This window comes from Hydrogenophaga sp. ANAO-22 (assembly GCF_042466645.1).
GTDB lineage: Bacteria > Pseudomonadota > Gammaproteobacteria > Burkholderiales > Burkholderiaceae_C > Hydrogenophaga.
Genome location: NZ_CP159956.1, coordinates 213,893 through 237,781 on the forward strand (window position 1 = coordinate 213,893; position 23,889 = coordinate 237,781).

The following is a 23,889-nucleotide window of genomic DNA, read 5'->3' on the forward strand; positions in this document are numbered from 1 at the left end:
TTCATCCCTTGCGTTGCGCGCGTTGCGCGAGCAAGCGGTCCACTTCTTCGTCGGAAAGGTCTTCGATCGCGTCCACCATGCTGGCCGGCTCCTCGACCGCCGCCACCGCCTCGGGCGCTGCGGGCGCGGGCGGCTGGATCACGTCGTTGAGCAGGTAGTCGGTGAGCGTGTCGATGGTCGGGTAGTCGAACAGCAGGGTGGCCGAGAGCGTCTGCCCCAGCGCCGAGCCCAGCGTGTTCCTCAGTTCCACCGCGAGCAGCGAGTCCAGGCCGAGTTCGCCCAGCGGCGTGCGCGGATCGACCGCGCGGGCCGGGTCCACGCCCAGCGCCTTGAGCGCGCGCTCGCGCACGAAGGCCGCCACCAGCGGGCGACGGCGCCCGGGCGGTGCGTCCTGCAGCTGCTGGCGCAGGCCGGCGGCCGGTGCGCTAGCGCCGGCCTTGGCGGCGGCCACCGCCACGGCGCCCTGCCCGGCCACGCCGGCCAGGAAGGCCGGCGGCGTGGACAGGCCCATCGCCTGCAGGTAGCGCGGCCACTCGATCGGCAGCACGGCGGCCTGGGCCTCGCCCTGGGCCAGCAGGCGCTCGAAAGCCAGCAGGCCCTGCGGCGGCGTGAGCGCGCCGATGCCCTGCGCGGCCAGGCGCTGCGCGAGCTGGCGATCCGCCGCCGCACCCACTTCCGTCCAGGCGCCCCAGTTGATGCTCAGGCCCGGCAGGCCCCGGCCCTGGCGCTCGTGGGCCAGCAGATCGAGGAAGGCGTTGGCCGCCGAATGGTTGGCCTGCCCGCGCGAGCCGAGCACGGCCGCCACGGAGGAGAACAACACGAAGAAGTCCAGCGCGTCGCTGCGGGTGAGCTGGTCCAGCAGCCAGCCGCCGCGCACCTTGGGCGCGAAAACGTGCTCGAAGCGCGCCGCGTCCTGCTGCAGCAGGCCCGCGTCGTCCAACACGCCGGCGCTGTGCACCACGCCGCGCAGCGGCGGGCCGTCGGCGCGGATGCGCGCGAGCAGCGCGGCCAGGGCCTCGCCATCGCTCACGTCCACCGCCTCGGCCACCACGGTGGTGCCCAGCGCGCGGATCTCATCCAGCACGGGCGCCACCTCGGGCGTGACGCCCCGGCGACTGATCAGCACCACGCGGCCCGCGCCCTGCTCGGCGAGCCGGCGCGCCACCACCGGGCCCAGCCCGGCCAGGCCGCCGGTGATGAGGTAGGTGCCGTCGCGGCGCACCGAGGCCGGCGCGGCCGCGCCGTGGCGCACCACGACCTTGCCGGTGTGTTTGGCCTGGGCCATGAAACGGAAGGCGCGCTCGGCCTCGTCCAGCGCGAACACGTGGCGCGGCAGCGGGGCCAGCCGGCCTTCGCCCAGCTCGGCCACCAGGCGCGCCAGCATGCCGCCGATGAGCGCCGGGTCGCGCTCGCCGGTTTCGCCCCAGTCCACGATGTGGTAGCGCAGGCCCCGGTTCAGCGCCTGCACCCATTCGGGTGTCTTGATGCCGCGCTTGCCGATCTCGATGAAGCAGCCGCCATCGGCCAGCGCCCGGAAGCCCGCGTCGATCAGCTCGCCCGAGAGCGCGTTGAGCACGGTGTCCACGCCCCGTCCTTGCGTGAGCGCGAGCACCTCGTCGGCGAAGTCGGCGCTGCGCGAATCCATCACGTGCGGCACGCCCATGGCGCGCAGCAGCTCGCGTTTCGCTTCGGAGCCAGCGGTGGCGAACACCTCGGCACCGGCGCGCTGCGCCAGCCGCACCGCCGCCATGCCGACACCGCCAGCCGCCGCGTGGATCAGCACGCGGTCGCCGGCCTTCATGCCGGCCAGGTGGCCCAGGCAGAACTCGGCGGTGACGAACGGAATCGGGAAGGACGCACCCTCTTCCGCGCTCAGGCCGGCCGGCCGGGGCTGCACGAAGGCGGCGCGCGCGATGACGTGCGAGGCGAAGCTGCCGCCGGCCACGGCCAGCACGGCATCGCCCACGCGCAGGTGCGTCACACCGGGGCCCACCGCGCTCACGCGGCCGGCGCACTCGCCGCCCAGCGGGCCCGGGTCGCCGGGGTACATGCCCAGCACGTTGAGCACGTCCTTGAAATTCAGGCCGGTGGCCTCCACCGCGATCTCGACCTCGCCGGCACCGGGCGCGCGGCGCTCCAGCGGCTGCAGGCCGAGTTCGTCGAGCGCGCCCCGGACCGCAGGCGCGAGGCGGTAGGCGGCCGGTCGGCCGATGGGGATGGCGGTGCTGGCACGCCGCAGGTGCGCCAGCTGCGCGGCGCGGCGTTCGCCCGCGCGCCAGGCGATCTGCTTCGACGCCGACGGGCCGGCCGCCGGCGCGTCGAGTTCGGCCAGCAGGGCCTCGATCTCCGCGCCCTCCTCCAGGTCCACACAGGCACAACGCAATTCGGGGTGTTCCAGCGCCACGGCCTTGGCCAGGCCCCACACCGGCGCCTGCGCCGGGTTGAGCGCGCGGTCGCCCTCGTCGATGCGCTGGGCACCGCGCGTGGCGAACCACAAGGGGGCGGCGCGCCCAGGCCGATGAGCGCCTGCGCCAGCAGGGTGCCGCTCACGGCGCCCACGGTCTGCGCGGCGCTCAGCTGGCTGGCCGAGAGACCTTCCCAGGGCTCGGCGTCGAGCGACCAGGCGTGCACCACGCCGTGCACCGCCTGGCCCGCGGCCTGCAGCTCGCTGAACACGCGGCGGTGGTCGGCGGCGGACGCCGGGTTGATGCTGAGGGTGCCGTCGGCACCCGACATGAAGCGTTCACCCGCGCGCACCAGCACGCACTGATCGCCGCGAGCGCGCAGTCGATCGGCCAGTTTTGCGGCCACGCCGCCTTCGTCGGCCCACAGCAGCCAGCGGCGCGCGGCCGGGCCGGCGGCGCGCGCCAGCAGCAGCGACTGCAGGGCCAGCGTGCCCTGGTGGCCGCCGCCTTCGGGCAGGGCCGTGCGTTCTTCGAAGCCCCGGTCGGCGAGCAGCGAGAGCCAGGCCTCGCGCGGCAGGGTGGCGTAGTCGGGCCGCAGGTCGGTGTCGTCGAAGGCCCACCAGCCTTCGGTGAGGCCCACGGTGAGGTCGAACCAGCGCTGCGGTGCGGTCACCTCCAGCATGGCCAGCAGGCCGCCCGGCACGAGCAGGCCGCGCACGCGATCGAGCGTGCGGCGCAGGTCGGCGGTGGCGTGGATCACGTTGGCGGCGATGACCACGTCGAAGCTCTGCGGATCGAAGCCCTGCGACTTCGGGTCCTGCTCGAGGTCGAGCACCGCGAAGCGCATGAAGCCGTGCGCGGCGAAGCGCTCCCTGGCGCGCGCCACGAACAGCGGGCCGATGTCGGTGAAGGTGTATTCCACGCCCTGCGCCGGCAGGCGCGGCGCCACGCGCGCGGTGGTGCCGCCGGTGCCGCCGCCGATTTCCAGGATGCGCAGCGGCCGGCCGCTGCCCGACGCCTGGTGGGCCATCACGGCCAGCATGACCTCGGTCATCAGGCCGTTGAAGACCTGGGCGGTGGGCGCGTCGCGGTACATGCGCTCGGCGGTGTCCAGCGAACCGCCGGGGAACAGCAGTTGCATGGGATCGCGTTCGCCGCGCAGGGCCTCGGCCATCTCGGCGGCCACGCGGCCGGTCATCTCCAGCTCGGCGGTGGCGTCCGGGTAGGCGGCCTTCAGGCGCGCCAGCTCGGCTTCGGGCTGTGCCTCGTGCAGGGCACGGCGCACCACCCAGCCGGAAGCCTCGCGGGCCAGCAGGCCCACCTCGCCCAGGATGGCCAGCAGGCGGCCGAACAGGCGGTGGTGGCGCGCCTGCACGCCCAGGCGCGCGGCCAGGGCGGCTTCGGTGGCGTGTTCGCCCACGGCGGGCGCCCAGCCCAGGCGCGAGAGCGTGCGCACCACGTACTCGGCGCACAAGGCTTCGAGCTGGGGAATGAAGGCGTCGTAGGCGTCCAGGCGCGCCGATTGGCGCAGCGCGGGCAAGGCCTGCATGGCCTGGGCGCTCAGCAGCGGCAGCGGGGCCTGCGGCGCGGCGTCCTGCACCAGCGCCGGCGCGGCGCGCCAGACGGTCTCGTACAGGCAGTCGTCGAGCCAGCGCTCGCCCAGGCGCGCCAGCGCGTCGCGCGAGACGCGCTTGAGTTGCACGTCGGCCAGCTCGGCCAGCAGCGTGCCGTCGGCCTGCCAGACGGTGACGGTGGCGCGGCTCGATTCGGCGCTGCTGGCGAGCACGTTCACGTGGCTCCAGCAGCGCGCGCCGGGCGTGCCGTGCAGCGCGAAGCGGCCGATGCCGATGGGCAGGTACAGGCCTTCCTCGCCGTCGGTGGGCAGCGCGGCGGCCAGCACCTGCAGACAGCCGTCGAGCAGCACGGGGTGCATGCCGTAGGCGCCGGCGTCCTTGGCCAGCGCATCGGTCAGGGCGATCTCGCCCACCGCCTGCGACGGCCCGCGCCACAGGGTTTGAATGGACTGGAAGCCGGGGCCGAAGTCCAGGCCACGGCGCGCGAAACCTTCGTAGAAACCGGCGATGTCCACCGGCTCCGAACATGCGGCCTTCAGGGCCGCCAGGGAACCTGTCGAAGCCGGCGCGGCGCCCCCGCGCAAGGTGCCCGACACATGGGCCACCCAGGCTTCGGCGTCGGCGGCGTCTTCACCCAGGCTGCTGAGCGTGACCGCCACCGCGCCGCCTTGCCGCGCCGCGCCGCAGACCACCTGCAGCGTGCGCGCGGCGCCGTCGTCGGCCAGCAGCATCGCTTCCTGCACGGTGATGTCTTCGACCGCCACCGGCCCCTGGCCGAACAGCTGGCGCGCGGTGGCCAGCAAGGTGTCGAGGTAGGCGGTGGCCGGCACGACCACGTGGCCTTGCACCCGGTGTTCGCGCATGAAAGCGGGCTCGTCCGCGCTCAGGCGGGATTCAAAAACCGTTTCGCTGCCCGCGCCACGCAACCGCGTGCCGAGCAGGGGATGGCCCGTGCCCCGGCCGCGCACCGCGGGCACCGGCGCGGGGGGCTTGGCCTGGAACCAGCAGCGCTCGCGCTGGAAGGGGTAGGACGGCAGGTCCACCGTGCGGCCGGCGCCACCGGCGCGCCAGTTCAAGTCGGCACCGGCCAGGTACAGCGCGCCGACGGCGTCGAGCATCTGTTCGCCGTCGTGGCGCCCCTTGCGCAGGGACGCGACCAGCGTGGGGCCGGCATCGCCCCAGGCCCGGCTGGCCATGGTCAGCAAGGTGGGGTGCGGGCCGATCTCGATGCACACGTCCGGCCGCAGCGCGGCCAGCGCCTGAAGGCCGTCGCCGAAACGCACCGCCTCGCGCACGTGCTGGCGCCAGTAGCTGGCGCGGGTGAACGCCTCGCTCGCCAGCGCGCCGCTGAGGTTGGACACCACGCGCAGGCCGGGGCGCGAGAAGCGCAGCTGCGCCGCCTCGCGCTCGAAGGCGTCGAGCATGGGCTCGACCAGGGGCGAGTGGAAGGCGTGGGAGACGGTCAGGGCCTGGGTGCGCACGCCCTGCCCCGCCAGTTCGCGGCAGACCGCGTCCACGTCGGCCTGCACGCCGGAGATCACGACCTGGTCCACGCCGTTGACGGCGCCCAGCGACACGCTGTCGCGGTAGGGTTCGATGGCTTTTTTCGCCTGTTCCTCGGTGGTGAAGATCGCCGCCATGCCGCCGCCGGCGGGCAGCGCCTGCATCAGGCGGCCGCGCACCGCGATCAGGCGCAGCGCGTCTTCCAGGCTGAACACGCCGGCCACGCAGGCCGCCACGAGTTCGCCCACCGAATGGCCGATCACCGCCTGCGGCGCGACGCCCCAGGCGCGCCACCATTCGGTGAGCGCGTATTCGACCGCGAACAGCGCGGGCTGGGTGTAAGCGGTCTCGTTGAGCGGCGAGGTCTCGCCCTCGGCCGGGAACAGCACGGACAGCAAGGGCCGTTCGAGCTGCGGCGCGAGCAAGGCGGCGCAACGGTCCAGCGCGGCGCGGAACACCGGCTCGCTGTCGTACAGGCCTCGGGCCATGCCGGCGTACTGCGCGCCCTGGCCGGTGAACAGGAAGGCGATGCGTGGCGGGTCGCGGCGCGTCACGCGGGCGGTTTTCACGCCCTCGGTCTCCGCGCCACGCGCGAGCGCGTCGAGGCGCTCGCAGAGTTCGGCCACGCTGTGGGCCAGCACGGTGGCGCGCTGCGCGAAGTGCGAACGGCCCACGTTGGCGGTGAAGCAGATGTCGGCCAGCTCGGCGTCGTCGCGGCCGCGCAGGGCCTGGGCGTAACTCGCGGCCAGGGTGGCGAGCGCGGTCTCGTCTCGCGCCGACAGCGCCATCAGGTGCGCGGCGCGCGCCGGGCGGGCCGGCAGCGCGGGCGCCTCGGGCGCTTCTTCGAGCACCACGTGGGCGTTGGTGCCGCTGAAGCCGAACGAGCTCACGCCAGCGATGCGGCGCCCGCCGATGGGCTGCCAGGGCGTGTGCTCGGTGGGCACGCGCAGCGCGTGGTCGGCCCAGGGAATGTGCGGGCTGGGCGTCTTGAAATGCAGGTGGGCCGGGATCTCGCGGTGCTGCAGCGAGAGCACCAGCTTGATGAGGCCGGTGATGCCGGCGGCCGCTTCCAGGTGGCCGATGTTGGTCTTGACCGAGGCCAGCCACAGCGGCTGCTCGCGCTCCTTGCCGAACACCGCGCCCAGGGCCTGCACCTCCAGCGGGTCGCCGAGCTGGGTGCCGGTGCCGTGCGCCTCGACCAGGCCGACTTCGTGGGGTGCCACGCCCGCGCGGGCCAGCGCCTCGCGGATCACGGCTTCCTGCGCCGGGCCGTTGGGCGCGGTCAGGCCGCTGCTGGGGCCGTCCTGGTTGACCGCGCTGCCGCGAATGACGGCCAGCACGCGGTCGCCATCGGCCTGGGCGTCGCTCAGGCGCTTGAGCACCACCATGCCGCAGCCTTCGCCGCGCGCGAAGCCGTCGGCCGACGCGTCGAAGGTCTTGCAGCGGCCGTCGGGCGCGAGCATGCGCGAGTGCGACAGCGCGATGTACAGGTCGGGCGAGAGGATGAGGTTGACGCCGCCGGCCAGCGCCATGCGGCACTCGCCGCTGCGCAGGGCCTGGCAGGCCAGGTGCACCGCCACCAGCGAAGAGGAGCAGGCGGTGTCCAGCGTCAGGCTGGGGCCCTGCAGGCCCAGCAGGTACGAGAGGCGGCCGGAGACGATGCTGTGCGCCATGCCGGAGGTGAAGTGCGCGTCGAGCAGCGAGCGGTCGCCGCTCATGAGCTGCATGTAGGCGTAGTCGCTGGCGGTCACGCCCACGTAGACGCCGGTGCGCGAGCCTTCGAGCCGGTCGGGCGCCTGGCCGGCGTTCTCCAGCGCTTCCCAGCTCACTTCGAGCAGCAGGCGCTGCTGCGGGTCCATGCCTTGCGCCTCGCGCGGGGCGATGCCGAAGAAGCCGGCGTCGAACTGGTCCACCGGGCCGAGGAAGCCGCCCTGGCGCGTGGCGATGCGGCCCGGGACTTCGGGGTCGGCGTCGTAGAGCGCGTCCATGTCCCAGCGGTCGGCGGGCGTGGGGCCGATGGCGTCCACGCCGTCGCGCATGAGGCGCCAGAAGCTGTCGGCGTCGTTCCCGCCGCCGGGGACGCGGCAGCCCAGGCCGATCACCGCGATCGGCTCGCGCGCGGCGCGCTCCATGGCCGCCAGGCGCGACTGCGCGTCCTCCAGGGCCAGAAAGGCGCGCTTGAGGGGCGACAGGGCCGCGGGCTCCTGCGGCGCCGCAGCGGGGTTCGGACGCTCGTCGTTCATGGTTTTCCCAGGCGGTCGAGGAGCAGGGCCTCGATGTCCGCATCGCTCATGGCCGCGACCGCGGCCTCTCCCAGCACCGCCGGGGCGGGTGCAACTTCCATGCCCGTCGGGGCCCCCGGCACCGGGGCCTCGGGCGGCGCCAGGCGGCCCAGCAGGTGGCTGGCCAGGGCGTCGATCGTCGGGTAGTCGAACATCAGGGTGGCGGGCAAGGGCTTGTCCAGGCCCAGGCTGGCGCCCAGCTGGTTGCGCAGCTGCACCGCCATCAGAGAGTCGAAACCCAGGTCCATCAGGCGATCATGCCGCCCTGGTGTGTCGTTTTTGTCCAGGCGCAGCACACGCACGACCCGATCGCGCACGAATTCACGCAAAAGCTCCAGACGTTCGCCCGGCAGGGCCGCTTCCAGCTGCTCGCGCAGGGCGCCGGCGGGGGTCTGGGCCGGGGTGGCGCTGGGCGCCATCGCCTCGGACACCTCGTCGGCCTGCGCCGCCGGCGTGCCCGCCGACGCATCGCCGGGCACGCGCGCGACGATGACGTGCTGGCCCAGCCACTCGGCGCTGGAGCCGGCCTGGGGCCAGGCGCCCGCGGCGTCGAAACCGGCGTCGCGCAGCGCCTGCAGCCAGGTGGCGGGCGGCAGCAGCGGGTTGTCGGTGCGCAGGTCGTCGGCGAAATGCTGCCAGCCTTCGATCAGGCCGGTGGTCATGTCGAACCAGGCCATGTGCACGGTGGATTCCACCAGCAACAGCACGCCCCCCGGGGCCAGCAGCTGGTGCAGGCGCGAGAGGGTCAGGCGCAGGTCCTTGCTGGCGTGCACCGCGTTGGCCGAGACGATGACGTCGAAACTGTGCGGCGCGACGCCCTGCTCCAGCGGATCGCGGTCCATGTCGAGCACGCCATAGCTCACGAAGGGATGGCCCGCGAAGCGCTCGCGCGCCCGGTCCATGAAGAAGTCGGACACGTCGGTGAAGCGGTAGGCCGTGCGGTCGGCCGGCAAGGCGGGCAGCAGCGAGGCGGTGGTGCCGCCGGTGCCGGCGCCGACCTCGAGCACGCGCAGCTGGCGCCCCGGTGCCACCGAGGCGCCCAGGGCCTCGAAACCCGAAGCAGCCAGCGCGTTGATGTAGCGCATGGTGGCCGAGCGCTCGTACAGGCCCTCGGCCAGCTCGAAGCCGCCACCCGGGAACAGGGTTTCCAGCGGACTCTCTCCACCGCGCAGCACCGGGCTCACAAGCTCGCCACAGTGGCGCACGTAGGCCAGCAGGGGCTGGTTGTCGGCGAACAGCGCCTCGGCCTCGCGCCAGAGCGCGGCCAGGTCGGGCTCGGCCAGCGGCGCGGGTGCCACGAAGCTGTCGCCCTCCTGCACGAGATCGCCCTGGGCGACCAGCCGGTCCAGCCAGCGCTGCACCAGGTGGCCATAGGTCTCGGCGATGCCCGCGCGCTGCAGCACCTGGGCCAGGGTGTGGCGCTCGCCCGCCGCCTTGAACAGCCCGCCATCGCGCAGGGTGCGCACGGCGTGGGCCGAGGTGATGCGCTCCAGGCAGGCCCACTTGGCGGGGTAGGAGGCGGCGTTCAGGTCGAGCGGGCCACGCTCGGCCTGGCGCTGGAGCGCGCGCGTGAGCGTGTCCCAGCGGCGGGCGGCGCCGTCGGCCGGGGCGGCCGGCTGGCCCACCACGTCCATCCAGTGGCGGCGCTCGCGGAAGGGGTACGTGGGCAGGGCCACGCGCTGGCGGGCCTGGCCGGCGTCGAGCGCGGGCCAGTTCACGTCCGTGCCCGCGAGGTACAGGCGCTGCAGGCCTTCGAGCAGGTCGGTCCAGTCGGCGCGCTCGCGGTGCAGCGAGGGCAGCCATTCGACCGGCGCGCCAGCGGCGCATTCGGCGCCCATGCCCAGCAGCACGGGGTGCGGGCCGATCTCGATGAAATGCGTGATGCCCTGGGCCAGCAGCACCTGCAGGGACTGCTCGAAGCGCACGGGCTCGCGCATGTGGTCCAGCCAGTAGCCCGGGCGCCCGATTTCTTCCACGCCCGCGAACTGGCCCGTGAGGTTGGACACCAGCGCGATCTGCGGCGCCGAGAAGCGCACGCCTTCGAGCGCGCGGCCGAACTCGGGCAGCACCGGCTCGATCCAGCGCGAATGCGCCGCGTGCGGCACACGCAGCGCCTTGGCGCGCACACCGGCGCGCTCCAGGTGGGCCAGCAGCGCGTCCACCTCGGTGCGCAGGCCGCTGACGACGAAGTGCTCGGGCCCGTTGTAGGCGGCGATGGTCAGCGCGCCGCCGGCACGGGCCAGCTCGGCCGTCACCACCGCCTCGGGCGCGAAGACCGCGGCCATGCCGCCGTCGGCGGGCAGCGCGTGCGTGAGGCGGCCGCGCTCGGTGACCAGGCGCAGCGCGTCGTCGAGCGGGAGCATGCCGGCCACGCAGGCGGCGGCGTACTCGCCCAGGCTGTGGCCCATCACGGCCACCGGCTCGATGCCCCAGGAGCGCCAGAGCGCGGCCAGCGCGTACTCGATGGCGAAGGTGGTGGGCTGCGCGTAGAGCGTGTCGTTGATCGGCGAGGCCTCGCCGGGCGCGGCGAAGATCACCTCCAGCAGGCCACGCGGCAGCAGGGGCGCGAGGCGCGCGGCGCAGTCGTCCAGCGCCTGGCGGAACACCGGCGCGCTGTCGTACAGGGCCCGGCCCATGCCGGCGTACTGGGCGCCCTGCCCGGTGAACAGGAAGGCCACCTGCGGGCGCTGCGCGCCTTGCACCTGGCTGGCCTCGGCCTGGGCCAGGCCCTGGCGGATCCCGTCGAGGTCGGCGCCGACCACGGCCGCGCGGTGACTGAAGTGGGCCCGGCCGGCGTTGGCGGTGAAGCAGAGGTCGGCCAGGGGCGCGGTGGCCGTGCCCAGCGCGGCCTCGTGGCGGCGCACCAGTTCCTGCAGCGTGGCGCCGTCGCGCGCGGAGAGCGCCAGCAGGTGCAGCGGGCGGTCCTTGCCCGCCGGGGCGGGTGTCTTCTGCGGGGCTTCTTCGAGGATGACGTGGGCGTTGGTGCCGCTGAAGCCGAACGAGCTCACGCCCGCGAGGCGCCGGCCCTCGATCGGCGCCCAGGGCGTGACCTGCGTGGGCACGGTCAGCGCCAGGCGGTCCCACGCGATGTGCGGGCTGCCGGTGCGGAAGTGCAGGTGCGGCGGGATCTCGCGCCGCTGCATCGCCAGCACCACCTTGATCACGCCGGCCATGCCGGCGGCGGCTTCCAGGTGGCCGATGTTGGTCTTGACCGAGCCGATGGGCAGCGGCTGCGCCGCACTGCGGCCCTCGCCCAGCACCGCGCCGAGCGCGCCGACCTCGATCGGGTCGCCCAGCGGCGTGCCGGTGCCGTGCGCTTCCACATAGCCGATCGCGCTCGCCGGCACCCGGGCCGAGGCCAGCGCCGCGCGCAGCACGGCCTCCTGGGCCGGGCCGTTGGGCGCGGTCAGGCCGCCGCTGCGGCCGTCCTGGTTGAGCGCGCTGCCGCGCACCACGGCCAGCACACGGTCGCCCTGCGCCAGCGCGTCCGAGAGGCGGCGCAGCACGAGCACCGCGCAGCCTTCGCCGCGCACGTAGCCGTCGGCCTCGGCGTCGAAGGTCTTGCAGCGGCCATCGGCCGCCATCATGCGGGCGCGCGAGAAGTTGATGTTCATCTCGGGCGTGAGGATCAGGTTCACCGCCCCGGTCAGCGCCCGGTCGCACTCGCCCGCGCGCAGCGCCTGGCAGGCCTGGTGCAGGGCCACCAGCGAGGAGGAGCAGGCGGTGTCCACCACCACCGCCGGCCCCTGCAAGCCGAGGCAGTAGGACAGCCGGCCGGCCACCACGCTGTAGGCGTTGCCGGTGCTGAAGTAGGCGTCGATCAGCTCGCGGTGGGCGAACAGCGCGCGGCCGTAGTCGTTGTTGCTCACGCCCAGGTAGACGCCGGTGCGCGAGCCCGCGAGTTCGGGGCCGGCGTGGCCGGCGTCTTCCAGCGCCTCCCAGCTGACCTGCAGCATGAGGCGCTGCTGCGGGTCCATGCTGGCGGCCTCGCGCGGCGAGATGCCGAAGAACTCGGCATCGAAGCGGTCCACCTGGTCGATGAAGCCGCCGAAGCGCGTGGTCATCTTGCCCGGCGCGTCCGGGTCTTCGGCGTAGAGCGCGTCGAGCGACCAGCGGTCCGCCGGGATGCCCTGGATCGCGTCGGTGCCCGACCACAGCAGTTCGGCGAAGCTCTCGGCGTCGTGCACACCGCCGGGCAGGCGCATGCCCATGCCGACGATGGCGATGGGTTCGTGCAGCGCCGCCTGCGCGCGCGCCAACTGGGCCTTGAGATCGCGGATCTCGAGCAGCGCGCGCTTGACGGGGGTGAGCGCTTCGGCGCCCGGCGGGGTGTCTGTCATGTGTGCTCCGAGGACCCGCTTTCGAGTTCCTTCAACAAGAGGGCTTCGGCTTCTTCATCGCTGAGGTCGGCCAGTTCATCGAGCGCGGGCGGCGCGGCGGCGGGCGCGGCGAACGATTGCGCAGGCGCCACCTCGATCTCCAGGCCCAGCGTGCGCAGCAGGCTGGTGGCCAGGGCGTCGAGCGTGGGGTAGTCGAACAGCAGCGTGGCCGGCAGCGGGTGCGCGAAGGCTTTGGCCAGGGCGTTGCGCAGCTCCACCGCCATCAGGGAGTCGAGGCCGACTTCCTTGAGTGCGATGCGGGGCTGCAGCGGCTGTGCCGATTCCAGGCCCAACACCTGCAAGGTGCGCTCGCTCAGGTAGGCGATGAGGGCCGCGCGGCGCTGGCCGCTGGGCATGGCCTGCAGCCGCTCCAGCACCGCTGGCCCGGCGGGCGGGGCAGCGGGCGCCGTGGTGGGCGTGGCGGTGGCCAGGGTCTGGAAGAAGCCCGCGTCGGCCCCGGCTGGCAACTGCGCCAGGAAGCGCGTCCAGTCGATCGGCAGCACCAGCGCATGGGCGGTGCCCTCGTGCAGCAGCTGCGCCAGCGCGGCGAAGCCGGTGGCGGGCGTGATCTGGCCCAGGCCGCGCGCGGCCCACGCGCCGTGGCCGCCGCTGGCCGACTGCGCGGCCATGCCGACCTCGGCCCAGGCGCCCCAGGCCACGCTCAGGGCGGGCAGGCCCTGGCGATGGCGCGCGTGGGCCAGGGCATCGAGTTCGGCGTTCGCGGCCGGGTAGGCCCCCTGCCCCGCCGCGCCCAGCCACAGGCCGGCGGCGGAATAGAGCACGAAGAGATCGAGCGGCAGGTGGCGCGTGAGATCGTGCAGCACCCAGGCGCCGTGGGCCTTGCCGCGCAGCACGGCCTGGCAGCGCGGCCAGGTCTGGCGCAGCAGCACGGCGTCGTCCAAGGCACCGGCGGCGTGCACCACGCCGCGCAGCGGCGGCATGGTGCATGAAAGGCTCTCGAGCACCGAGGCCATGCGCTCGCGGTCGGCGGCGTCGGCCTCGAAGGTGTTCACGGTGGCGCCCTGCGCGCGCAGTTCGGCGATCACCGCCCGCGCGTGGTCGCCAGGTGCCGAGCGGCCGCTGAGCGCCAGGTGGCGCGCGCCCGAGGCGACCAACCAGCGCGCCGTTTCCAGGCCCAGGCCACCCAGGCCGCCGGTGATCCAGTAGGTGGCGTCGGCGGCGATCGCCGCCGGCTGCGGCACGCGCAGCACGATCTTGCCCACGTGCTTCGCTTGCGCCATGAAGCGGAAGGCTTCCTGCGCGCCTTCCAGTGGGTAGATCCGCACCGGCAGGGGCGCGAGACTGCCATCGGCGAAGGCCTCGAGCAGGTCGTCGAACATGGGCCGCAGCAGGCCGTGGTCGGCCTGGGCTTCTGAGCCCAGGTCGTAGGCGTGGTAGCGCACGTCGGGCCGCAGCGCGGCAGCGGACTCGACGGTCAGGATGTCGCGCTTGCCCAGTTCCAGGAAAGTGCCGCCCTGGCCCAGCGCGCCCAGCGTGGCGGGAATGAAATCGCCGGCCAGGGAGTTCAGCACCACGTGCACGCCCTGCCCGTTCGTGGCGGCGCGCAGCTCGTCGGCGAAGGCGAGCGAACGCGAATCCATCACTTGCGCCACGCCCATCCGGCGCAGCAGCTCGCGCTTGTCGGGCGAGCCCGCCGTGGCGAACACCTGGGCGCCCGCGCGCAGCGCGAGCTGCACCGCGGCCAGGCCCACGCCACCGGCGGCGGCGTGGATCAGCACGCGCTGGCCCGGCCGCAGTTGGGCGAGGCGGTGCAGGCCGTGGTGGGCGGTGAGAAACGCCACCGGCAGGGCCGCGGCGTCTTCCACGGCCATGCCGGCCGGCAGCTTGGCGAGAAAGGCCGCCGGCACGGTCACGTCCGTGCCCAGGCTGCCGGGCGCGTAACCGAACACGGTGTCGCCCACCGCGAGCCCCTCGACGCCCACGCCGAGTTCGGTGACCTCCCCGGCGCACTCGGCGCCCAGCGGCACGCCAGGCGCGCTGTACATGCCCAGGGTGAGCAGCACGTCGCGGAAATTGATGCCGGCCGCGCGCACGCGCAGGCGCACTTCGCCGGCCTGCAGGCGGTGGGGCGTGGAGGCCTGCAGCCGCGCGCCGTCGAGCGTGCCGGCCTGGGCCACCACCCAGTGGCGGGGCTCGCTGCGGCGCGCACCCTCGCCCCGGCGGTGGCGCACCAGCCGGGCCGCCCAGCGCTGCGCGCCACGCAGGGCGATGCGCTGCGGGGACGCGGGCGGTTGCCGCAATTCGGTCAACAGGTTCAGGGCCGCGTTCGCGGTGTCGGTGGGGTCCAGGTCGATCGCATGGACCTGCAGTTCCGGGTGCTCGACCGCCACCACGCCCGCCAGGCCCCAGAGGCCGGCCGCGCGCGGCCGCAGGGCGTCGGCGGCTTCCTGGCCGCTGACCGCCTGCGCGCCCCGGCTCACCAGCCACAGCGGTGCGGGCGCGGCGCCCAGGCCCTGCACCAGCGCGAGCGCGCTGCCCACGGTGAGCCAGTCGTCGTCGTGCTCGGCGGGCCCGTCGAGCGGCGCCGTGTCCAGGCTACAGAGGTGCACCACGCCGCGCCAGGGGCCGGCGGTGTCCAGGGCGTCGCCCGGTCGCACGCGCACGCACTGCGCGCCGGCCTGCGTCAGGCGGTCCGCGAGTTCGTCGGCGACACCGGAGCGGTCGGCCAGCAGCAGCCAGCGGCCTTGCAGATCGGCGGTGGCGGCGAGCAGCGGCTGGGGCTGCCAGGCCAGGTCGTACAGCAAACCGTCGCTGGCATCGGCGGCCGCGAAGGCGCTGGCGTCGGCCGGGGCGAAACGCATGCCGTCCAGGCGGGCGACCACGGTGCCGTCGGGTTCGCAGAGGGTCACGCGCGCGGTGAGCGAGCTGCCGGTCTCGACCACGCTCGCCGCCACCTGGAGGCGCCGCGACCGCGACGGGCGCAGCAGCAGCTCGTCCACCCCCAGCGGCAGGTAAAGGCTGGGCGGCAGGCCGCCACCGGCGTGGCCCGCGGCCACGGAACAGAGCTGCAGCGCGCCATCGAGCAACACGGGGTGCAGGGCATGGCCCGTGGCCAGGCCTTCGTCGGGCAGTTCCACCCAGCCGCTGGCCACGCCAGGGCCGGACGCCACGTCCCGCAGCACGCGGAAACGGGGACCGAAGGCCACACCGAGTTCGGCAAAGCGCTGGTGGACCGCCGAGGCGTCCACGGCCTGGTCGGTGGTCACGGCATCGGCCACCTCGGCACCGTTCGCGGCCACGGCGCGGGCGTTCGCCACCGGCTGCCACCCATCGCCATCGAGCGCCTGGTGCAATTCGAGGTCCACGGCGCCACCCTCGTCCAGCGTGGCCGAGACCTGCCACCGCGTGGCCGGCTCGTCCGCCTCGGCGATGACCAGCGGGCGCGAGAGCGTGAAGCCGGTGAGCCGCACGGCGTCGGCCCGCAGCAGGTCGCGCGCGGCCGCGCCCAGCACGTCCATCATGGCGGCGGCCGGCATCAGCAGGCGGCCGAAGATGCGGTGGTCGTTCAGCCAGGCGTGCGCGGCGGACGCATCACCCTCGTGGATGCGCATCTTCTGGCTCGCCATGGGCAGGCGCCGGCCAAGCAAGGGGTGCACGGCCGCGCCCTGTGCCGTTGAAACGCTCGGGGTCGAAACAGGGCGCGGGCGGATCCAGTGGCGCTTGCGCTGCCAGGGGTAGGCCGGCAGCGGCACCACCTGCCCGCCGTCGGGCTGGAGCGCGTCCCAGGCCGGCATGAGGCCGGCGGCGTACAGGCCGGCGCAGGCCTGCAGCAGGGTTTCGCGCTCGGGCTTGCCGCGGCGCAGCGAGGTCAGCAAACGGGGCTCCACCTCCGCACCGGCCAGGCATTCGGCGATCGAGGCGCCAAGCACCGGGTGGGGGCCGATTTCGAGGAACACGTCGAAGCCGTCGTCCGCCATGGCCTGGATGGCCGGGGCGAAGCGCACCGTCTGGCGCACGTTGCGGCCGAAGTAGCCGACGTCGAGCGGCTGCGGGTCGAGCAAGGCGCCCGTGACGGTGGAGTAGACCGGCACGCCCGGCGCCGCGCAGCGCAGGCCCGCGAGTTCGTCGGTGAGCCGCTGCTGGAACGGCGCCATCTGGGCGCTGTGGAAGGCGTACTGCACCGGCAGCATGCGGTGGGCCACGCCGCGCGCCGTGAGCTGGTCGAGCGCCTCGTCCAGGGCCTTCGCGTCGCCCGAGAGCACCACGCTGCGCGGCCCGTTGAGCGCGGCCACGGAGAGCTGGCCGTTCCACGGCGTCACGAATTCGTCGGCGGCCTCGGCGCTCAGGCCGACCGAGGCCATGCGCCCCAGGCCGGTGGCCTGCTGCATGGTGCGGCCCCGATGCCAGACCACGCGGATCGCGTCGGGCAACGGGAGCACACCCGCCACGTGCAGCGCGGCCATCTCGCCGATGCTGTGGCCCACCAGGCCATCGGGCTGGATGCCCCAGGATTTCCAGAGCGCCACCAGGGCCACCTGCAAGGCAAACAGCGCGGGCTGCGCGACCTCGGTTTCGCCGAGCCGAGAGTGCGCCTCGTCCGCCGCCAGGGCGTCCAGCAGCGACCAGCCCGAGAGCGGGCGCAGCAGCGCGTCGCACTCGGTCATCACCGCGCGGAACACGGGCTCGCTGGCCAGCAGTTCGCGGCCCATGGCGTGCCACTGCGGCCCCTGCCCACTGAACACGAAGGCCACGCGCGGCAGCCCGATGGACGAGCGCCGGCCGCTGGCCAGCGCCGGCGCGTCTTCGCCGAGCGCGAACTGGTTCAGGCGCGCGGCGATGTCTTGAGCCGACTGGCCGACCACGGCCAGGCGCACATCGTGGTGCGTGCGGCGTTCGGCGGCGGTGAACACGGCGTCGGGCAGAGCCACCACGCCCTGGGTGAGGAAACCGGCCCAACGCTGCGCCACGGCGCGCAGGGCCTCGGGGCTTTTGGCCGACAGCGGCAGCAGGTGCCCGGCACCGTCGCCGGGCGGGGACGGCTCGGCCGGCAGCGCCGGGGCCTCTTCCACGATCACGTGGGCGTTGGTGCCGCCCACGCCGAAGGAACTCACGGCGGCGCAGCGCGCCTGTGCGCCACGCGGCCAGGGCGTGAGCGCGGTGGCCACGGCCAGGCGCGTGCCGGCGAGCGAGATGTGGTGGCTCAGGCGGGTGAAATTGGGTTGCGGCGGGATCGCCTCGTGCTGCAGCGCCAGCACGGTCTTGATCAGGCCGACCACACCGGCGCCCGCTTCGAGGTGGCCGATGTTGGCCTTGGCCGCGCCGATGTAGCAGGTGCCGGCGCCGGGCGCGGGCTGACCCACGGTGGCGGCCAGGGCCTCCACCTCGATCGGGTCGCCCAGCGCGGTGCCGGTGCCATGGGCCTCGACGAAACCGATGCGGTGGGGTTCGAGCTGCGCGTTGTCCAGCGCCTCGCGCACCATGGCCTGCTGGGCCAGGCCGTTGGGCGCGGCCAGCAGCGTGGAGTGGCCGTCGGAGTTCACGGCCGAGCCGCGCAGCACGCCGAGCACGCGGTCGCCATCGGCCACCGCGTCGGCCAGGCGCTTGAGCACCACCACGCCACAGCCTTCGCCCCGGCCGAAGCCGTCGGCCGATTCGTCGAAGGTCTTGCAGCGGCCGTCGGGCGCCATGAAGCCGACCTTGGACAGCGAGACCATCAGCTCGGGCGAGATCATCAGCGACACGCCACCGGCCACCGCGAGATCGCTTTCGCCGCTGCGCAGGCTCTGACAGGCCAGGTGGATCGCCACCAGCGAGGACGAGCAGGCGGTGTCGATGGACAGGCTGGGGCCGCGCAGGTCCAGCAGGTAGGACAGCCGGTTGGCGACCACGCTGTGCAGCGTGCCGGTGAGCGTGCGCGCGTCGACGGCGGCCAGGTCGTTGTGCTGCATCTGCGCGTAGTCGCTGTGGTAGCTCGCGATGTACACGCCGGTGCGGCTGCCTTGGAGGCGCGCCTCGGACAGGCCGGCGTCGTCCAGCGCCTCGATGGCGACTTCGAGCAGCAGGCGCTGCTGGGGATCCATGCGCTCGGCCTCGCGCGGCAGCACGCCGAAGTACGCGGCGTCGAAGCCGTCGATGCGGTCGAGGAAGCCACCCCATTTGGTGAGCGACTTCGCGGGTGCGGCGGCATCGGTGCTGTACCAGGCATCGCCGTCCCAGCGGTCGGCGGGCACTTCGCGGATCGCCTCGCGGCCATCGCGCAGCAGTTCCCACAGATCGGCCGGCGACTCCACGCCGCCGGGCGTGCGGCAGCCCATGCCGACCACCGCGATGGGGTCGGCGCGCAGCACCGGCTCGGCCGATTCGCGCAGTTGTCGCGCCATCAGCGCGAGCTTGAGGGCGGACAGTCCTTTGAGCGCGTCGGATGCCATCAGCCTCCTCCCCGGCGGCGGTTGCCGCGCAGCGCCAGCAAGGCGTCTTCATCGGACAGGGCGGCCACGACGGGCGCGGTCGGTGGTGGGGGAGCATCCTGGGCCGGTGGCGCCACCGGCGCGGCGGCATCGGCGCCCGCCAGATGGGCGGCCAGCGCTTCCACCGAGGGGTAGTTCCAGGCCAGGGTCGCCGACAGCGAGCGGCCCGTGGCAGCTTCGAGCCGGTTGCGCAGTTCCATCGCCATCAAGGAGTTCAGTCCCATCGAGCCCAGGGCCTTGCGCGGGTCCAGGCGCGCGGGCGCGATGCGCAGCACCGCCCCCACGGCTTCCTTCACCAGGCCCTCCAGCAGGCGGCGCCGTTCGGCCGGCGCTGCCGTGGCGAGTTGTTCACCCAGGCCCGTGGTGGTGACCGGTGCCGCCGGCAAGGCGGCCAGCAGGTCACGGCAAAGCGGCGCGGAGCGGCCGGCCCGTGCCATCGCGAAGGCCGCCCAGTCCAGAGGCACCACGATCAGATGCGCCTCGCGGCGCTGGCACAGCCAGGGGAACAGCGCGGCGCCTTGCGCGGGCTCGAACGCCCGGATGCCCTGGCGCTCCATCTGCGCGACATTCTGGGCACCGGCGGCGTCGTGCACGAGGCCGGTGCCGGCCCACACGCCCCAGCCGATGCTGAGCGCGGGCAGGCCGCGCGCGCGCCGGTCCTGCGCCAGCGCGTCCAGCCCGGCGTTGGCGGCCGCGTAGTTGGCCTGGCCCGCCTGCGCGAACACGGCGCCGGTGGAGGAAAAGGTGACGAACAGGTCGAGGTCGGGCAGCAGCTGGTCCAGCCAGCGCGCGCCCTGCAGCTTGGGCCGCAGCACCGCGTCGAAGGCGGCCTCGTCCATCTGGCTGGCCAGGCGGTTGTCGAAGGTGCCGGCGGCATGCACCACGCCCCGGATCGCCGGCCAGGCCTCGGCGGCGTAGCGCGCGAGGAAGGCTTGCAACTGATCCTTGTCGGCCACGTCCACCGCGGCGACGTGCACCGAGGCGCCCAGGGCTTCGAGCGCGCGCACGGCGCCCACGCGCCGGCCTTCGGCACTGGCGGGGTCGAGCGCGCCCCAGGCCGCGCGCTCGGGCAAGGGGGTGCGGCCCAGCAGCACCAGCCGGCGCGCCCCGCCTTCCACCATGGCCCGTGCCACGTGGCCGGCCACGCCGCCCAGGCCACCGGTGATGAGGTAGGCCGCGTCGGCGCGCCAGGCGAAGGGCTGCGCCAGGCGGTCGCGCTCGGCGCGCGCCAGGCGCAGGACATGGCGGTAGGGGCCGCGCCAGGCGACCTGGTCTTCGCCATCGGCGCACAGCAGGTGGTCCGCCAACGCGCTTGCGCCGCGCGCGGCGTCGAAGTCCGCGCCGAGGTCGATCAGACCGCCCCAGTGTTCGGGGTGCTCTTCGGCGAGCACGCGGGCGCTGCCCCAGAGCGCGCCTTGCTGCAGCTGCACGCGCTCGCCCGGCACCACCGCCTGGGCGGCCTGGGTGATGAACCAGAGGCGGGCGTCGGAGCCCGCGCTGCGCAGAGCGCGCAGCGCCTGCAAAGGGAGAAACGGCGCCGTGGCGTCCTCTTTCGCCCAGAGCACCACATGGTCGCAAGGCTCGGCAAGCGCGGCGTCCAGCCCGGCCAGCGGCACGCCGCGCGCCTGCATGCCCGAGGCGCGCAGCGCGGCCACCAGGGCCTCGTCGGCCGCACCGACCACCAGCCAGCGCGAAGCGCGCGGCGCGCTGTCGTGGGAAGGGTCGCTGGCGGTCCATTGGAGCTGGTACAGCCAGTCCAGCGAAGTGGCGTCCGGCTTGCGGGTCGGGCCCGGCGCGCCGCTGGTGTTGAAGCTCGGCACCTCGGCCGCGTCGGCCCAGTGCCGTTCGCGCTGCCAGGGATAGGTAGGCAGGTCCACCCAGCGGCCCGGTGCCGGCTGGCTCGCGCGCCAGTCCACGGCAATACCGTGCGTCCACAGGGCGCCCAGTGCCGCGCGGGCACCCAGGCAGGCCGGCTCGTCGCGGTGGCCGCAGGCCACGGTGGCGATGTCGCGCGCGGCGATCTGCGCGGTCTGCTGCAGGGACGGCAGCAGGACCGGGTGTGGGCCGAGTTCGACGAACACGGTGATGCCCTCGGCCAGCATCTGCTCCACGGCGTGCGAGAACAGCACCGGGCGGCGCAGGTTGTCCGCCCAGTAGGCGGCGGGCATTTCATGGCCCTCGACGCGGCGCGCGCGCACGGTGGAATACAGAGGGCAGCGGGCCGCCGAGGGCGACAGGCCGTCGAGCCGCTGGGCCAGTTCCTGCGCGAGCGGCTCCATCTGCGGGCTGTGCGAGGCCACATCCACCTTCACCAACCGGCAGAAGATCTGCTCGCGCTCGAGTTCGGCCATCACGGCCTGCACCGCCTCGGGTTCGCCCGAGATGACGCTGGATCGCGGGCTGTTGCTCACCGCCACCGACAACCGGTCTTCCCGGCCTCGCAGGCGCTGGCGCGCATCCTCCATCGACAGCTCCACCAGGGCCATGGCGCCCAGGCCGCTGACGCGCCGCATGAGCCGGCTGCGCGCGCACACGATCTGCATGGCCTGCCCGATGTCGAGCACGCCGGCGATGCAGGCCGCGCCCACCTCGCCCATGCTGTGGCCCACCACCGCGTCGGGCTCCACGCCCCGGGAGCGCAGCAGCGCCGCGTAGGCGATCGCGAGGGACACCAGCACCGGCTGCACCACGTCGATGCGGTCGAGCTGGGCGTCGGCGCTGCCGGGTTCGGCCTGCAACAGCGCCAGGATGGACACGTCCAGGTAGGGCCGCGCGGCGGCATCGCACTGCGAAAGGATGTCGCGGAACACGGGCTCGTGAGCGATCAGCTGCCGCGCCATGCCGCTCCATTGCGCGCCCTGCCCGGGCACGACGAAAGCGACCCGCGGACGCTCACCGGGGCGCGCCTGGACGCCCTCGCCTTCGCCCGAAGCGAAGCGCTGCAAGGCCTCGCGCAGCGAAGCCGCGTCCTGCGCGGCGAAAGCCGCCCGGACTTCCAGCGCCGAGCGCCGCAGCGCGGCCGCCTGGCAAAGTTCCTCCAGCGCCAGGGCGTCCGCGTCCGCGAGCCGATCGGCGTACCGGGAAGCGAGCGCGCGCAAGGCCTCCGGGCTCCTGGCGGACAGCGGAAGCACCACCGCCGGGGCCGGGGCGGCGGGCGAAGCCTTCGCCTCGACCGCTGGCGCCTCCTGCAACACGACGTGGGCGTTGGTGCCCGCGATGCCGAACGAGTTGACGCCCGCCACGCGCGGGGTGCCCGATGCCGGCCAGGCCGCGAGCGAGGTCGGCACGCGAAACGGCAGCTCGCCCCAGGGCACGCCGGGATTGGGATTCACGAAATGCAGGCTGGCCGGCACCGCACCGTGGTGCAGCGCAAGCGCGGCCTTGATCAGCCCGGCCACGCCGGCCGCGCCCTCGGTGTGGCCGATGTTGGTCTTGACCGACCCGATGTGGCAGGTGCTGCCCGCCTCGCGGGCATCGCCCAGCACGGCGCCCAAGGCGGCGATCTCCACCGGGTCGCCGGCGCGCGTGCCGGTGCCATGCGCTTCCACGTACGACACCTGCGAGGCGGCCACGCCGGCGTCGCGGTAGGCGGCGCGCAGCATCTCTTCGTGGCCGATGCGGCTGGGCCGGCCCATCACGCCGCTGCTGCGGCCATCGTTGTTCACCGCGCTGCCGCGAATCACCGCGTAGATGCGGTCGCCGTCGCGCACCGCGTCGGCCAGCCGCTTGAGCACCACCAGCCCGGCGCCTTCGCTGCGCACGTAGCCGTCGCCCGAGGCGTCGCCGAACTTGCAGTGGCCGTCGGCGGCCATCATGCGACTCTGCGAATAGCCGATGGTGATGTGCGGCTGCAGGATCATGTTCACGCCGCCGGCCAGGGCCAGGCGCGTCTCGCCGCTGCGCAGGCTGCGCACGGCCAGGTGCACCGCCGCCAGCGACGACGAGCAGGCCGAATCGATCGTCAGGCTCGGCCCGCGAAAGCCGAACACGTAGGAGATGCGCCCCGACGAGGCGTAGCGCCCGCTGCCCAGCGTGGACGGGAAGTCGATCGCCTCGGGTTGGGCGAACAGCCGGGACTCGAAATCACTGACCCACTGGCCGATGTAGACCGCCGTCTCGCTGCCTTCGAGCTGCGGCACGTCCTGGCCGGCGTCTTCCAGCGCCTCCCAGGCCGTCTCCAGCAGCACGCGCTGCTGGGGATCGATCACCTGCGCCTCGCGCGGCGAAATGCCGAAGAAATCGGCATCGAACAGGTCCATGCGATCGAGGAAGCCACCGCGCCGCGACATCATGCGGCCCGGGGTCGCGGGACGCGCGTCGAAAAACCGCTGGAGGTCGATGCGGTCGGCCGGCACCTCGCCAATCGCATCCTGCCCTTCGCTCAAAAGCCGCCAGAAGCTGGCGGGGTCGATCACGCCCCCCGGGAAGCGGCACCCGATGCCCACGATGGCGACGGGTTCCTTCGAGGGGTGGTTCATGCCGAGGTCTCACGCGGCCGGGCCTCGGCCAGCAGCGGCGCCAGCGTGGCCGACAGGTCGGCCAGCAGCGGATCTTTCTGCGCCTGGAGGTAGAAGTGATCGCCCGGGAACACCCGCACGCGGAACGCGCCCTGGGTTTCGCCGCGCCAGCCGTCCAGGTGCGCGCGCGGCGTCAGCGGATCGTCCGAGCCGCCGAACACCGTGACCGGGCAGGCCAGCGGCGCGCGGGAGGCCGGCGGCAGGTGGGTCTCCAGCGCGTGGATGTCGGCCCGCAGCGCGGGCAACAGCAACGCCAGCAGCTCCTCGTGCTCGGCCACCTCGGGCGGAATGCCGCCGTAGCGGCGGTTGATCTCGGTCACGAAATCGGCGTCCGACAGGACGTGCAGCAGGGGATCGGGGTTGGGCCAGTGCGGCGGCCGCCGGCCCGAGACGAACAGGTGGCGCGGCATCGGCGCGCCGGTCGCGTGCAGCGCACGCGCCACTTCGCTCGAGAGCACGGCACCCATGCTGTGACCAAAAAAGGCGAACGGCAGATCGAGATGGGGTTGCAGCGCGGCCACCACCGCGCTGACGAGCTCGGGCAGGTGCGTCATCGCGGGCTCGTTCAGGCGGTTGGCGCGGCCGGGCAGCTGGATCGCGCACAGCTCCAGATCGGCGGGCAGCGCAAGCGACCAGGGCCGGTACACGGCCGCGCCCACCCCGGCATGGGGAAAGCAGAACAGGCGGGCCCGCGCCTGCGGCCTGGGCGTGAAGCGTTGCAACCACAGGCTGTTCATCGCGCGCCCCGCAGCCAGGCTGAAGATGGCGTCCCGATGGTCACGGTTGTTCCGCGGTCAGGAT

General features: G+C 74.0%; 6 protein-coding genes. All 6 read right to left on the reverse strand.

Going from position 1 to position 23,889, the window contains the following annotated elements; translation table 11 throughout:
- Position 1 precedes the first annotated feature (1 nt).
- Genes ABSY19_RS00870 through ABSY19_RS00895 form a run of 6 tightly spaced genes read right to left on the reverse strand, consistent with a single transcriptional unit; the run spans position 2 to position 23,825 of the window.
- The gene (locus ABSY19_RS00870; RefSeq protein WP_382163988.1) at positions 2-2,098 is read right to left on the reverse strand and encodes a type I polyketide synthase; all 2,097 of its coding nucleotides are present in this window, start codon (positions 2,096-2,098) and stop codon (positions 2-4) included.
- Entirely contained in the window at positions 2,080-7,725 is a 5,646-nt protein-coding gene (locus tag ABSY19_RS00875) for a beta-ketoacyl synthase N-terminal-like domain-containing protein (protein ID WP_382158222.1), read from the reverse strand. Before ABSY19_RS00875 ends, ABSY19_RS00870 begins: the two co-directional genes overlap by 19 nt.
- Positions 7,722-12,104, reverse strand: a complete 4,383-nt coding sequence (locus ABSY19_RS00880; RefSeq protein WP_382158224.1) for a type I polyketide synthase — start codon at positions 12,102-12,104, stop codon at positions 7,722-7,724. The genes ABSY19_RS00875 and ABSY19_RS00880 overlap by 4 nt, the downstream gene beginning before the upstream one ends.
- Positions 12,101-18,532: an SDR family NAD(P)-dependent oxidoreductase gene (locus ABSY19_RS00885; RefSeq protein ID WP_382158226.1), complete on the reverse strand. Its 6,432-nt coding sequence runs from the start codon at positions 18,530-18,532 to the stop codon at positions 12,101-12,103. The genes ABSY19_RS00880 and ABSY19_RS00885 overlap by 4 nt, the downstream gene beginning before the upstream one ends.
- The gene (locus ABSY19_RS00890; protein WP_382158228.1) at positions 18,532-23,049 is read right to left on the reverse strand and encodes an SDR family NAD(P)-dependent oxidoreductase; all 4,518 of its coding nucleotides are present in this window, start codon (positions 23,047-23,049) and stop codon (positions 18,532-18,534) included. Before ABSY19_RS00890 ends, ABSY19_RS00885 begins: the two co-directional genes overlap by 1 nt.
- Complete coding sequence (locus ABSY19_RS00895; RefSeq protein ID WP_382158230.1) at positions 23,046-23,825, reverse strand: thioesterase II family protein; 780 nt, start codon at positions 23,823-23,825, stop codon at positions 23,046-23,048. The genes ABSY19_RS00890 and ABSY19_RS00895 overlap by 4 nt, the downstream gene beginning before the upstream one ends.
- Positions 23,826-23,889 lie beyond the last annotated feature (64 nt).

What these genes read in the sequence shown, in the direction of transcription:
- ABSY19_RS00875 (WP_382158222.1), bottom strand. Translation starts at nt 7,725, where the DNA reads ATGAACGACGAGCGTCCGAACCCCGCTGCGGCGCCGCAGGAGCCCGCG.
- ABSY19_RS00880 (WP_382158224.1), bottom strand. Translation starts at nt 12,104, where the DNA reads ATGACAGACACCCCGCCGGGCGCCGAAGCGCTCACCCCCGTCAAGCGC.
- ABSY19_RS00885 (WP_382158226.1), bottom strand. Translation starts at nt 18,532, where the DNA reads ATGGCATCCGACGCGCTCAAAGGACTGTCCGCCCTCAAGCTCGCGCTG.
- ABSY19_RS00890 (WP_382158228.1), bottom strand. Translation starts at nt 23,049, where the DNA reads ATGAACCACCCCTCGAAGGAACCCGTCGCCATCGTGGGCATCGGGTGC.
- ABSY19_RS00895 (WP_382158230.1), bottom strand. Translation starts at nt 23,825, where the DNA reads ATGAACAGCCTGTGGTTGCAACGCTTCACGCCCAGGCCGCAGGCGCGG.